The sequence below is a fragment of the Undibacterium sp. Tian12W genome (genome assembly GCF_049339405.1).
Classification (GTDB): domain Bacteria; phylum Pseudomonadota; class Gammaproteobacteria; order Burkholderiales; family Burkholderiaceae_D; genus Undibacterium.
The window spans coordinates 172,711-185,940 of record NZ_JBMPPK010000007.1 but is presented as its reverse complement, the minus strand read 5'-3'; the positions used below and the strand labels follow the sequence as shown (position 1 = coordinate 185,940).

Below are 13,230 nucleotides of genomic sequence, written 5' to 3'. Positions count from 1 at the left end.
TACAAAAAATACGAATAGAACCATGAGCGAACAAGCGAATTTATTTGATCAAACCCCACCGCCACCAGGCGATGGTGAAACCCTGACCCTGGCGACCTTTGCAGAACGCGCCTATCTTGACTACGCCATCTCGGTCGTCAAAGGCCGCGCCCTGCCTGATGTTTGCGACGGTCAAAAACCAGTGCAACGCCGCATCCTGTATGCGATGAATGAGCTGGGCCTGAACTCTGCCGCCAAGCCGCGTAAATCTGCTGCTGTGGTTGGTGATGTACTGGGTAAGCTGCATCCACATGGTGACCAGTCTGTCTATGACGCGCTGGTGCGTATGGCGCAGGATTTCTCTCTGCGCTACCCATTGATTGATGGCCAGGGTAACTTCGGCTCCCGCGACGGCGACGGTGCGGCGGCGATGCGATATACAGAAGCGCGCTTGACACCAATCTCCAAATTGCTCATGGATGAAATCGATCAGGGTACGGTTGATTTCCAGCCTAATTATGACGGCACTACCGAAGAACCAAAATTGCTGCCCAGCCGCCTGCCCTTCGTCTTGCTGAATGGTGCATCCGGTATTGCAGTGGGTCTCGCGACAGAAATTCCTTCCCATAACCTGACTGAAGTTGCCAAAGCCGCAGTAGCCCTGATACGCAACCCGGCCATGAAACATGCCGAGTTGATGGAATACATCCCCGGCCCGGACTTCCCGGGTGGCGGGCAAATCATTACGCCAGCTTCTACCATTGCCGATATGTATGCGACTGGCCGCGGCAGCATGAAGGTACGTGCACGCTGGAAGATAGAAGAAATGGCACGGGGCCAATGGCAAGCCGTAGTCACTGAATTACCACCAGGTACCTCGTCACAAAAAATACTGGAAGAGATTGACGAGCTAACCAATCCAAAAATCAAGCTGGGTAAGAAGACGCTGTCGCCTGAACAAGCCGCATTGAAACAGGTCATCCTGTCGGTACTGGATACGGTACGTGACGAATCAGGCAAGGATGCGCCTGTACGTCTGGTACTGGAACCAAAATCCAAGAATCAGGATCAGGCCGAGTTCATGCAAATGCTGCTCGCCCACACTTCGCTGGAAACCTCGGCATCGATCAATCTGGTGATGATAGGCGGCGATGGCCGCCCGCGCCAGAAAGGCTTGCTTGACATCCTTAGTGAATGGATAGCCTTCCGCTTTACCACCGTCACACGCCGTACCCAGTTCCGCCTTAAAAAGGTCGATGACCGCATTCATATCCTGGAAGGTCGTGAAGCGGTCTTGCTGAATATTGATGAAGTCATACGCATCATTCGTGAATCTGACGATCCCAAGCCTGCACTGATTGCTGCCTTCAAGCTGTCAGATATCCAGGCGGAAGATATTCTCGAAATCCGCTTGCGTCAGTTGGCACGTCTGGAATCTATCAAGATCCAACAGCAACTGGATGAATTGCGTAAAGAAAAAGCGGGTCTGCACGATTTGCTGGAAAATCCGTCTTCAATGAAGCGCATGCTCATCAAGGAAATTGAGGCCGATGCCAAACAATTTGGCGATGCCCGCCGCACTGTCATTGAAGAAGCCGCCAAAGCGTCGATAGAACAAAAAGTCATCGATGAACCAGTGACCGTTGTCATATCCGAAAAAGGCTGGGTACGTGCACGTACCGGCCATGGTCATGATAATGGCCAATTCACCTTCAAGGCAGGTGACAGCTTGTACGGCACGTTTGAATGCCGCACGGTAGATCAATTGCTGGTATTTGGTTCAAATGGCCGCGTATATTCCGTCGCCGTCTCTGCCTTACCCGGCGCCCGTGGCGATGGCGTGCCTATCACCACCTTGATCGACCTGGCAGTAGGTAGCAAGATTTTGCATTACTTTGCTGGCAGTGCCGACATCAGCCTGTTGCTGTCATCAACCGCTGGTTATGGCTTTACCGCAAAAGTCGGCGACATGGTAGGCCGCATGAAAGCCGGTAAAGCTTTCATGACACTGGAAGAAGCAGACCAGCCACTGCCGCCAGCCGTAGTCACTGAGGACGCCAGCGCAATTGCCTGTTTGTCAGAAAAAGGCCGCTTGCTGGTCTTTGGTCTGGCAGAAATCAAGCAACTCTCCAGCGGTGGCCGTGGCGTGATCTTGATGGAATTGGAAGACAAGGAAAGCCTTGTGTCAGCTCAGGCTATCAGTCAACGCGGTGTACGCGTGCTTGGTATAGGCCGTGGTGGCAAACCCCAGGAAGTCAATCTCAGCGCAAGCGGTCTGGGTATCCATATCGGCAAGCGTGCGCGTAAAGGCAAGACACTGGAAGCCAAGATTAAGGCTAGTGGCTTGCAAAAAATTACGGCAAAAGAGTAATAGCTGTTTGCGTTTGATCAGTATTGTTTACTGATTGTGATATTGAAAATCGTCCATGACCTAAGTGTCATGGACGATTTTTCATTGCAAGCTGCTCAAATTGAATATCAAAGGCATTTCACTTGTTGTTATACAAGCGTCGCTGGATTCCAGCCAAAATCATGCTGGAATGAGGTCTGTATGATTGCCGTAATTTGAAACGCAAAAATTCAGCGTAACACAATCCTATTTCCTCATTTTCAACACCCACCTAGGCAACAAATTCAATGCCGCAATCAGCCACTTCATCTGCCACGGAAACACCAGCCTGTCACACCGTGCGGCAATAGCCTCTACAATCAAGGCCACTGCCTTCTGCTCAGACATGATAAAAGGCTTATGACTGGCATCGCCCTCATTCAAGGCCCGAAGTTTTTCGGTATCAATATAGCCAGGCACTATCGCTGTCACGGCAATAGCAAAAGGTTTGAGTGCAATGCGGTAGGTATCACACAAACTCAAGACACTGCGCTTGGTCGCGCTATAGACGGACGCGCCGGGATAATCATGCAGCAAACCCGCAACCGATGAGATGGCAACCAGTTGTCCCGACTTTTGCAGCAGCATTTTTTCCGCTGCCAGTTCAAATGCATGACTCAGGCCACTGACATTGGTGCGCAGCATATGCAGGGTGGCAGCCTCATCCAGCAAATGGCTGCGGGTATTGTAATAAATACCGGCAGTAACGATGAGCATGTCCAGGCCCTGCCCAGCAAAGTCATCGATGGCTTGCGACAAAGCAGCACGGTCAGCAATATCGAACTGGTAGCTGACTACACCAGGCAGACCATGCACGTTAGTTGGCAGGCGCTGCAAGTCTCGACCACAGATGGCGACCCGGTCACCGCGCTGCAGATAGTGGCGTGCCAGGGACAGGCCTATGCCACTGGTGCCGCCTATGACCATAATGCTCTTCATGCTCAGGCCATGCCCCGGCTGTATTTATCGCTGCTGCGTATCATGGCAGCTTCGTCATAAGCCGTCTGGCGGGTGAAAGCTTCCATGCCGCGTGCATAACCATATTGCCATTGGGCTTCCATATAGGCAGCATAGGTGGCATGGGTTTCTGGCATGCTCAGGCGTATGCGGTTATTGCGCCAGTCCAGCTTCTTTTGTACTGACTCTTTGGCCAAGACCGTCGCTACATCGGAGGTATCGATACGCACATCAACTGCCTGACCATTTGCATAGCGCAAGCGGGCATTGCCATCGAGACCCAGTACTGTACGCCAGGCAGGGATGGAAAAAGCCTGGTCAAAGCTTTGCTTGAATTCCATCATGACTTCATCGGCCAGGCGTTTTGCAATCTCTATGGGGAACAAGTCCAGCACACCACCAAAATAATTGCCATCAGTGTGGGTATGGCATCGGAAGTAAAACATGTCAGTGATAGAAATACGTGCTGCCAGACTGGTTGGCGTTTGCACATCGCACAATAACTGCTCTGAAATGGCATGCTCACCCCAACGCGAGTCTGCCAGTGGTGATGCCATTCCATCCAGCAGCGCTGCTGCTCTTGGATCACAAAACACGGTTTCGGCAAATAATTTGCGCTGGCCACGGGCAAGGCCGACTTCGTTTTCATCAAACAGCAATTTGCCACCTATGATGGCAGTCGCTACTGACTGCTCGCTTGCCGCCAATCGTGGCAAGGGCAATTCCGCCGGGATTTCAAACAGGTATTCGTTGAACAGGTCAGGTATGGTGCTGGCAGAGTCACGCCCAAAACCACGTTTGGCGGCCAAGGCCAGGGCGCGGACTATGCCTGCCCTGGGAGAAGATTTCAAACCGCTCCAGTAATGGTACATTTCTTCAGAGCTCAGCCATGCCTTGCGTTGCGCATCGTCAGGAAACCCGGCAATGATGCTTGCCGCAATCGCACCGCCGCAACTGGCCAGCAGTATGTCTGGCGCACGACCAGCCTCGCAGGCGGCTGCGTACATTCCCAGGTAAATACCAAAACGAAACCCACCACCTGCCAATACCATGCAGCGTTTATATTTTTTAACTTGATTCATCCTGCTAAAATATCACACTGTTAAGGCTAAACATATATCAAATGCCATCCACTCCTGCAACTGTGCAACACCGCTTGCGTCACTGGTTGCTGAATTCCCTGGCATTTGGCTTGTGCTATCTGACCGCGAATATACTGGCGCAGCGGCAAGGAGTGGTAAGACACGCTGCCCTGACATTTGAGGCTAACATCCCGTTTTTGCAATGGATGATACTGCCCTACCTCAGTTCAGGCCTGTTTTTTTGTCTGACATTCTTTGTAGTGCGTAGCCAGGATCAATTACGCCTGCTCAGCCAGCGCCTGTTACTGGCAACCGTCATTGCGGCCTTCATCTTCGTGCTCTACCCTCTGCAATTCAGCTGGCCCAGACCTGTCATCTCCTCTGCATGGTGTGCATATCTATATGATTATCTGGCGCTAATGGATAAACCATATAATCAATTACCTTCGCTGCATGTTGCTTACTGCCTGTTATTCTGGAGCGCCTTGCGCGAGCATGTCCGCGCAAGACCGCTGCGCATGGCGCTGGCTATATGGTTACTTCTCACAGCTGCCTCGACGGTATTCACTTATCAACACCATTTGCTGGATGTGCTGGGCGGCATTTTACTGGGATTGTTTTGCCTCGTCTTTATCAAACCGAAAAGAGCAGAACCGCATGTAGCGTTTTATTACCTGATATTTGCCAGCATATTTTTTATCACAGGCTTCATCTTTGCCCATAGCTGGCTGGCTTTGTACATAGCATGCGGTCTCGCCCTGGTCAGTCTGGCTTATTATCGTAACGATGTTCACTTTCTGCATAAAAAACAGGGGCAATATCCGTGGTGGATATGGGCCATGTATGCACCTTATTTACTCGGTTACCAGCTTACCTGGCTGGCCGTTGTCTGGCGTGAGAGGCGCAAACCCGTCATCATCAAATTGACAGATCGACTCTGGGTAGGGCGCCGCCTCAGCAGCCGGGAGGCAAAACAACTGCCACCAGATTGCAGCATCATCGACCTGGCAAATGAACTCAGCGAAACGCCTGCCTTGCGCAAGCACGCTTATAGACATTTTCCTCTGCTCGATCTTCGCAAGCCGGGCAAACAGGTAAGCGATGAAATCTTGCAATACATGCGCCAGGAAATTGAATCGGGCAAAACGGTTTACCTGCATTGCGCCATGGGTTATAGCCGATGTATATTGCTGGCCAAACTGTATATGTCACAAGGAACAAACAGCAGACCATGAGTTTTTCTATTTACCAACTGAAGCCGCGCTTCCAGCAATTGCTGCAACCTTTGCTGGCTAGCCTGGCGAAACGACATATCACGCCAAATCAGGTAACTCTGCTGGCGATGGTTTTGTCCATCGCCTATGGCATTGCACTGGCTTGTTATCCGCAGAATAAAAGCTTGTGGCTGGGGCTGCCAGTCTTTATGTTCGTGCGCATGGCGCTGAATGCGATAGATGGCATGCTGGCCAACTTCACCCAGCAAAAAACTGCCTTTGGAGCGATTCTCAATGAGCTTGGCGATCAGGTTTCAGATGCCGCCCTGGCCTTGCCTTTTGCCCTGGTAACGGGGATACAAGTACCTTTGCTGATTGCGGTAGCCATGCTGGCACTGTTGACAGAGTTTGCAGGCGTTGCCGCCTTGCTAGCAGGTTCAAAACGCCGCTTTGACGGCCCCATGGGCAAAAGCGACCGTGCTTTTGCCTTTGGTTTGCTGGCCCTGCTGGTAGCGTTTCAGCTTCCAGCAGTCTGGCTGAATGCCGTGTTGATCATCGTCCTGCTGCTCTTGCTCTGGACTTTGTTCAATCGGATAAAACGGGCACTGCCGCATCACGCTGCGCCACCGACACCGTAAATATCCCCGCTATACCAAGCTGAGTCGCAATTTTTTTGCAACCTATGCTGGCGACCAGGGCGTCCATCTCTGCCTGTGGACGTGGACGCATTTGCCATGACTGGCCGCGATGGCTATTCAGGGTCTTGGCGATCATCAATAACTGCGGATGCCATGGCTGGCCGGTGTAAACCAGATGCCCGCCAATTTTCAATTGCTGCTGTATGCCGCGCAGTGATGCCAGTACCAGCACATTGTCACTGAACAGCTCATACAAACCAGAGACGATGACGATGTCATAGACATCTTCTTCTGCCGGATAACTGGTTGCGGCAAAGGCATCGCGGCATTGATAGCTGATTTTGTTTTTTAACTGCAAACGCTCTGCCAGCAATTTGGCCTGATCCAGATTGGCCTGGTCAAAGTCACGCAGGCTGATTTCTATATTGCGGTTCTGGAAGCGCTTGATGGTTTCCAGCACATAGCGGCCACCACCGGCAGCAATATCAAGTATGCGCACAGGCTGGTCTGCCGGGTATTGCTGTATCAGGTCAGACAAAGTCTGCTGCATCTGCGCCTTGCGCTGGCGTATACCGCGCCAACCTATCGCATCCAGATAACCACGGTCTATCATGCCACCTATCAGCAAACGACCACCTGCCTGGTTGCGATAAACATAATCGAGGGATGCGCCAGAATCAAAACCGTGTTGCAAACCTATCGTCATGCCATTGCTGAGCCTGCCCAAGTGACCGAGCATGAATTTTTGCATGCCGTAAAAAGCGTTTTCCAGCGCCCCACCTAATTTGCCTTGTTGCAATGCCTGGTATTGGCGCGCACTCTGGCTTAAGGTATCTGCCTTGAAGTAATGCGGCAAGGGCAACAGCTCTTTGGCATAACATTCATTGATGAAATCCTTAGCGGCCTGTATGGCTTGCTGCATCTGGTTTTCGCTCTCATAAAAAATCGCGTGATGGCAATTTTCTATAAGCACATAGCGTTTCAGTGTAGATGAGATAGTTTCAAAAAATTGCTTTTGAGGTGCCTGTTTGACGACGTAATCCTTGTCAGCCACCAGCATTAGCACAGGCGCATCTATCGCCTGGGCATCCTCGACCACGCGCTTGGCAGTATCAGCCAGGTCCAGCAAAACACGGGCAGAAATATTCTTGGTAATCAGCGGGTCGGCATCATAGGCTTTGGCCTGCTCGGCAGAATGCGTGAGCATGGACGAGCGTATATAGCTGGTGACAAACAAGTCAGGCTTGAAGCAGGTGGCAAAGCGCAGCGCTGGCTTAGCCAATGGCACATACAGATTGATATCAAATGCAGCAGCAGCCATGACCACACCACGCACGCGCGGCGCATAGTCATGCAGCCAGGTTGCGGCAATCACGGCACCCACGCTGTTTGCCACAATGAGCATGTCTTCTTTGGCGATACCGTAGGTCTGATGGATATGATTGATGAAGCTGTCAAAGTCGCGCACCATGGTTTGAAAATCGGGTGCATCACCGCGTTCACCCGGTGAATTGCCATGGCCACGTGCATCCCAGGCAAACGCCCAGTCCCCGGTAAAACCGAATTGTTCTACCAGCGGGCCTATGCGGCCAGAATGCTCATGGCCGCGGTGTAAAAATATCAGGGCTTTTTGTGGCTGGCCTGCAGGAATCGCCAGCGGTTGCCAGATGCGATAAAACAAACGGGTACTGTCATGGCTATCAAAGCCAGATTCACTGCACAGCCATTTTGTTTGCAATTCTGTTGTCATGCATAGTCCTTATTAAATTCTTTACTTCAAAACAACAATCCCAGATACAGCAAAGGTGCTGTCAGGACCAGGCTATCCACCCTGTCCAGTATGCCGCCATGTCCGGGTATCAGTTCAGAAAAATCCTTGATCTTCAGATAGCGCTTGGCTGCTGAAAAAATAAGGTCACCGGCAAAGCCGCCGAGCGACAGCAAGATACCCATCAGCAGTAAATAACCGGGGCTGGCAAGATGCAAGTACATGCCAAGGCCAAGAGATACCAACATGGAAATCACGACACCGCCGATCAAACCCTGTACAGTTTTATTCGGGCTGATGGTGGGGGCGATGGTTTGTTTGCCAAAAATTTTGCCACTGACGAACTGCGCAATATCATTGAGTGCAGTTACTACAAACAGATAAAAAAACCAGGCCAGCCTGACTTCATTTGAAAATGGCAGCGTCAATAAATCCAGCATGAAACTCAGGCCGTAGCAGAGCAGCAAAAACAGCATGAGAAGTAAATGATTGCGTTGTCGCCAGATAAAAAACTGCAGCGCTTGCAGACACAATAAGACAGGCAAAATCAGTCCAGCATCAAAGCTATCCACATATTGCAAACCCACCTGCAAAAATAGCAGAACAAAGCATGACAACAGGAAGCGCCAGCGAGGGCCGGTGTAGTGCAGGGACAATTCACGCACTGCCAGCAAGACGATAAGCAAGGCCATCAGCAGTGGCCCCAATGGATATAAAAACAGGCTCAGACTGACCACGGGGAAGATAAACCACCAGGCATTCACCTGTTTGCGCAACTGGCTTTCGGGCAAACTATGCCTGCCTACACCAACACTCGCAAACGCCAGCAGCAGGTAGAGCATCAACATGGCAGCCAAAGTCGAATTGCCGAGAAGTAATTTTGAAAACACTAAGCAACCTGAACAACAGTAAAGATACTCCAGTGTACACCGAACTTTGTGTGCTCTTGCTTTTTCAATATGTAAGCATAAGAAACAAAGCAGGTACAAAACTGTGCCATAAACTAAACAGGCTGCCACGGAGTTGGGTCTCCATGGCAGCCTGTTTTGTTTCCTGTCTTATTTCCTGTTTTACTTCCTGCTCAGTAGCTAAGTTCAGGCCAGACTGATGCGGTTGCGCCCTTCCTGCTTCGACACATACATGGCAGCATCGGCTATATCAAATAATTCATCAGCATCCAGTGTAGCCTCAAGATCCGCTACTCCTCCAGAAAAACTGACCGAGAAATGTCCACCCTCGCAATGTTGCTGTATCTTGGTGAAGGCCAGCCTGACCTGATCAAGAACGCGGCGCGCCGTGGTGGCATTGGTGTCCGGGAAAATCACGGCAAACTCTTCGCCACCATAACGGCCAACGATATCACTGCGGCGCAAGCGCTGGCGTAACAACCTTGCCAGGGTACGCAAGACCTGGTCACCAGCGGGATGTCCGTAAGTGTCATTGATCGTTTTAAAATTATCCAGGTCTATCATCGCCAGGGCCAGTGGCGAACCGGTACGGCCCGCTTGGGAAATCTCGGATGCCAGTTGTTCCTTGATCGCCGTATGATTGAACAAGCCTGTCAAGCCGTCGCGCATGATCAGTGCGCGCAAGGAGCGGTAACGCTCAGCCCTGGAAGCAATCGAAGATTTCAGGTATTCAGGCGCTACCGGCTTGGTAATGAAATCATCCGCCCCTGCCCTGACAGCATCAAGCTGCTTGCTAAGGTCTGCTTCACTGGACAGGAATACGATGGGCACATCGACATAAGAATTATCTTGCCGGATCAGGCGCGAGAGTTCGACACCACTGCAGACTGGCATATAAATATCCATGAGCAGCAATTCAGGACGAAAATCTGTCATCACCGTCAATATCTGCGTAGGGTCATTGAGCAGATAAACATTCATGCCGGCATCACGCAGGATCGCGCCGTAGAACTTGGAAGTTACGGCATCATCATCAATGATGAGCACGCGATAACCCTTGTTTTCATCAAGTTGCAGCAGGGATTCTATACGTTCAGTCAGTGCAACAACATCGACAGGCTTGGTGAAATAACCGTCACCACTGGCGCGCACGGCCAATAAACGCGAATCAAAGCTGCTGGAACGGGACACAAACACGGTGGGGATGCGGAAACGCTCTATCTGCTTGATGCGCGATATTTCTTCAGCACCAGCGACCTTACCTTCCGGGAAACTCAGTTCTATGACAATGACATGCGGCCTGCGGGTAGCCACCGCCTTTGCCAGTGCAGCCAGGTGATTGATGCGCACCACTTCATAGCCGAAATGCTCAAGCTGCGTGGTAATCTCCTGATTTTGCGCTTCATCCTCATCCACCAGGTAGATCAGGTGGGGGTCGCTGAGCTCACGTTCTTCTTCCTGCACGCTCTCTGCCACACCATTGACTGGCTTGCTGTCATGCTTCAGGGCATATTCAAAATAGCGGTTAACTTCTTCCGAATAAGCTTTCAGCTCTGTCGGGTCCCAGGCTTTTCCTTCAAGATGCGGCTTTAAGGTAGATTCAAATACCCTGGCCTGGGTGCCTATGTCAGCAAAACCAAATGTACCGGCAGAACCTGCCATGGTATGCAGATGGCGGTGCAGGACAACCATGGACTCTTTGTCAGTTGGGGATTCAACGACCTTTTGAAGGGTACTGGTTATCTCTTCAAACTTTGATGGCAATTTTTGGAAAAAAATTGCCTCGAGAGCAAGCAATTTTTCTTGCAGGCTATCATTTTTGTCAGACATTTAAGCCTTCTCCTGCCATAAACCTCGCACCTGGATAGACAGTTCCATAGGATCAAAAGGTTTTGCAATGACGCCTATAGCGCCCAGCGACTTATAAAAATCCATTTCGGATGACTGCACCTTGGCAGTCATGAAGATAACCGGCGTAGAAGCAGTGCCTGGTAATTTACGTAGCTCTGCCAGGGTGGTCGGACCATCCATATTCGGCATCATGACGTCCAGCAGCAGCAAATCAGGAACAAAGCCAGCATTGACTTCGGCAATGGCTTGCGCCCCTGAACTACAGGTTTTCAAACTGAAACCACCGACAACTTCCAAAGCAATTTGAGCCACGGTTTGTATATCAGCATCGTCTTCAACATACAAAATGCTGGCGAGCGTTGCAGAAGTCATTACTACTCCTTATTGCGATAGATAAAACAGATGGCTTCAGGATAAATCAAGATTACTCGCAAAACAACAATAAATCCTGTTCATTATCAGAATAATCATCATACTTAGAGCCATCGACAACAAGTCAGGACTTAAATCTGCCCTTTACTTCCAAAGAAAATGTATTTTTTGAAATAATTGCTCACTTGTGCATCAAGCAATCAAGATTATCATTGCCTCAAGACAAGTAATTGGAGAACATGGCTGTTTTTCTGTTTTCATAGATCATTAATATCTAAAGCAAAGAAAAAGCACCTGCTTTGTAATATGATCTGGCGCAAATCAAGCCAAATCAAATCAATTTATAGAATTCACAGGAGTACTGATGCGCCTTGCGTCTATCGCCATATCCAGCATCGCTTTACATTTTGCGTTGTCCCATCATCCCGTCCAGGCACAACAAGTACAAGAAGCTCCTTTACGAGCGCATCTGGCATTTTTATCTGACGACTTACTGGAAGGACGTGGCACCGGACAACGCGGTGGCGATCTCGCCGTGCGCTATCTGGAAGCCCAGGCGGCAGCAATGGGGTTAGTGCCCTTACCGGGCGCAAACGGCTATAGACAAACGGTAACACTGGTTGGCAGCCAAACCCTCAGTAGTAGCCAACTCCGTTTTGAAACAAACAAAGCTACCCTGTCGCCAGCCCTGGGAGCTGAGATTGTGTATGGTGCTTCCAACGGCAAAGCCAGCAATGATTTTGATGCTCCGCTGGTATTTGTCGGCTACGGTGTACGCGCACCAGAAGAGCGCTGGGATGATTTCAAAGGCGTCGATCTGAAAGGCAAGCTGCTGATCATGATGGTCAATGATCCCCAGCCAACAGTGGCGGAGCCAAATCGTTTTGCAGGAAAGGCACTCACCTATCATGGCCGCTGGACCTACAAGTTTGAAGAAGCGGCACGGCAAGGTGCTGCGGGTGTCCTATTGATACATACTACGCCATCAGCAAGTTACGCCTGGAACGTGCCACAAACATCTTTTAGCCACGAGCGCTTCAGCCTTGGCAGCGATGACAATAAGGGTAATGCACTGGAAGGCTGGCTGCAGGAAGATACTGCAAAAGCCCTGTTCGCTGCGGCTGGACAAGACCTGGATGCCCTGCGTGCACAAGCTGAAACCCGTGAATTCAAGCCGGTCGCAATCGATGCAAGGGTACATGTCACATTGCGCAGCAGCGTGCGTAAAGTGGAGCAGCAAAATATCATTGGCATGGTACCCGGCAAGGATGCAAAACTGAAACAGCAGGCCTTATTGTATTCCGCGCACTGGGACCATCTGGGCATAGTGCAGGAACCCGGTAAACCTGCGCAAATCTGGAATGGTGCCGTAGATAATGCCTCCGGTGCGGCGGCATTGCTGGCCATGGCACAAGCTGCGGTGACACATCCAACTAAACGAACACAGATTTTCTTGTGGCCTGCAGCAGAAGAACAGGGCCTGCTAGGCAGCGCATTTTACGTACAACATCCATTGTGGCCACTAGCAAACACTGCGGCTGATCTCAATCTGGACAGCATGAATTTTGTCGGCAAAACCCAGGACATGGGCGTAGCAGGCAGTGAGCACAGCAGCCTGTTTAACAGCGCCACGTCCGTTGCAAAAAAAATGGGCTTACGTATTGCACCACCCGTTGCCGATTTAGGAGGTGCCTTCTTTCGCGCAGATCATTTCAATTTCGTGCGGGCCGGTGTTCCAGCATTTAATGTCGGTTCTGCCGTGTTTTCTGGTGATGGATCATTTGCCTTCGATCATGATGCCGAACAAGAGGCTGCGCAAATGAAAGCGTTTAAAAAAGACTACCATACCCCGCGTGATCGCTATAACCAGACATGGGATTTAAGCGGCATGCTACAACAGGCGCAATTTACCTTGAATCTGGGTTATGCAGTGGCTAACGATACTGCTATGCCAGTCTGGAAAAAGGGTGGTATATATACGCGAACAGCGAAGCGCGCAGCGCAGTAACAGACTGCAGCAGAGTCATATACCAGTCTCTGCTGCAACTACTGCAACAACATCAACGCGCCAC

General features: G+C 50.7%; 10 protein-coding genes. 4 read left to right on the top strand and 6 right to left on the bottom strand.

Translation table 11 applies throughout. The annotated features are described in order from the left end of the window. Positions 1 to 22: 22 nt before the first annotated feature. Complete coding sequence (gene parC, locus ACO0LI_RS10860) at positions 23 to 2,350, top strand: DNA topoisomerase IV subunit A (RefSeq protein ID WP_423032578.1); 2,328 nt, start codon at positions 23 to 25, stop codon at positions 2,348 to 2,350. Between the two features lie 225 nt (positions 2,351 to 2,575). Here parC and ACO0LI_RS10855 read toward each other — a convergent pair whose 3' ends face one another. Together ACO0LI_RS10855 and ACO0LI_RS10850 are read right to left on the bottom strand one after the other, a co-directional pair. Next, positions 2,576 to 3,307, bottom strand: coding sequence for an SDR family NAD(P)-dependent oxidoreductase (locus ACO0LI_RS10855; protein WP_423032577.1), 732 nt, complete (start codon positions 3,305 to 3,307; stop codon positions 2,576 to 2,578). Positions 3,308 to 3,309: 2 nt separating this feature from the next. After that, complete coding sequence (locus ACO0LI_RS10850; protein ID WP_423032576.1) at positions 3,310 to 4,407, bottom strand: patatin-like phospholipase family protein; 1,098 nt, start codon at positions 4,405 to 4,407, stop codon at positions 3,310 to 3,312. Positions 4,408 to 4,448: 41 nt separating this feature from the next. Here ACO0LI_RS10850 and ACO0LI_RS10845 point away from each other — a divergent pair, with 41 nt between their 5' ends. Next, the gene (locus ACO0LI_RS10845; RefSeq protein WP_423032575.1) at positions 4,449 to 5,642 is read left to right on the top strand and encodes a phosphatase PAP2 family protein; all 1,194 of its coding nucleotides are present in this window, start codon (positions 4,449 to 4,451) and stop codon (positions 5,640 to 5,642) included. Beyond that, positions 5,639 to 6,259 carry a CDP-alcohol phosphatidyltransferase family protein gene (locus ACO0LI_RS10840; RefSeq protein WP_422951189.1) on the top strand — a complete coding sequence of 207 codons (621 nt, stop codon included), beginning with the start codon at positions 5,639 to 5,641 and terminating at the stop codon, positions 6,257 to 6,259. Before ACO0LI_RS10845 ends, ACO0LI_RS10840 begins: the two co-directional genes overlap by 4 nt. On the opposite strand, the gene ACO0LI_RS10835 is transcribed toward ACO0LI_RS10840, so the two are convergent. The 4 genes from ACO0LI_RS10835 to ACO0LI_RS10820 all read right to left on the bottom strand — a co-directional run bounded on the left by ACO0LI_RS10835 (position 6,207) and on the right by ACO0LI_RS10820 (position 11,158). Further along, positions 6,207 to 8,009, bottom strand: coding sequence for a bifunctional alpha/beta hydrolase/class I SAM-dependent methyltransferase (locus ACO0LI_RS10835; RefSeq protein WP_423032574.1), 1,803 nt, complete (start codon positions 8,007 to 8,009; stop codon positions 6,207 to 6,209). The two genes, ACO0LI_RS10840 and ACO0LI_RS10835, sit on opposite strands and share 53 nt — an antisense overlap. Positions 8,010 to 8,035: 26 nt before the next feature. Then, complete coding sequence (locus ACO0LI_RS10830) at positions 8,036 to 8,917, bottom strand: phosphatidate cytidylyltransferase (RefSeq protein WP_423032573.1); 882 nt, start codon at positions 8,915 to 8,917, stop codon at positions 8,036 to 8,038. A 204-nt stretch (positions 8,918 to 9,121) separates the two neighbouring features. Beyond that, complete coding sequence (locus tag ACO0LI_RS10825) at positions 9,122 to 10,765, bottom strand: diguanylate cyclase (RefSeq protein ID WP_423032572.1); 1,644 nt, start codon at positions 10,763 to 10,765, stop codon at positions 9,122 to 9,124. Continuing rightward, on the bottom strand, positions 10,766 to 11,158 hold the full coding sequence (locus ACO0LI_RS10820; protein ID WP_422951193.1) for a response regulator: 393 nt from the start codon (positions 11,156 to 11,158) through the stop codon (positions 10,766 to 10,768). Positions 11,159 to 11,522: 364 nt separating this feature from the next. Here ACO0LI_RS10820 and ACO0LI_RS10815 point away from each other — a divergent pair, with 364 nt between their 5' ends. Next, the gene (locus ACO0LI_RS10815) at positions 11,523 to 13,166 is read left to right on the top strand and encodes a M28 family peptidase (protein WP_423032571.1); all 1,644 of its coding nucleotides are present in this window, start codon (positions 11,523 to 11,525) and stop codon (positions 13,164 to 13,166) included. The last annotated feature ends 64 nt before the right edge of the window (positions 13,167 to 13,230 follow it).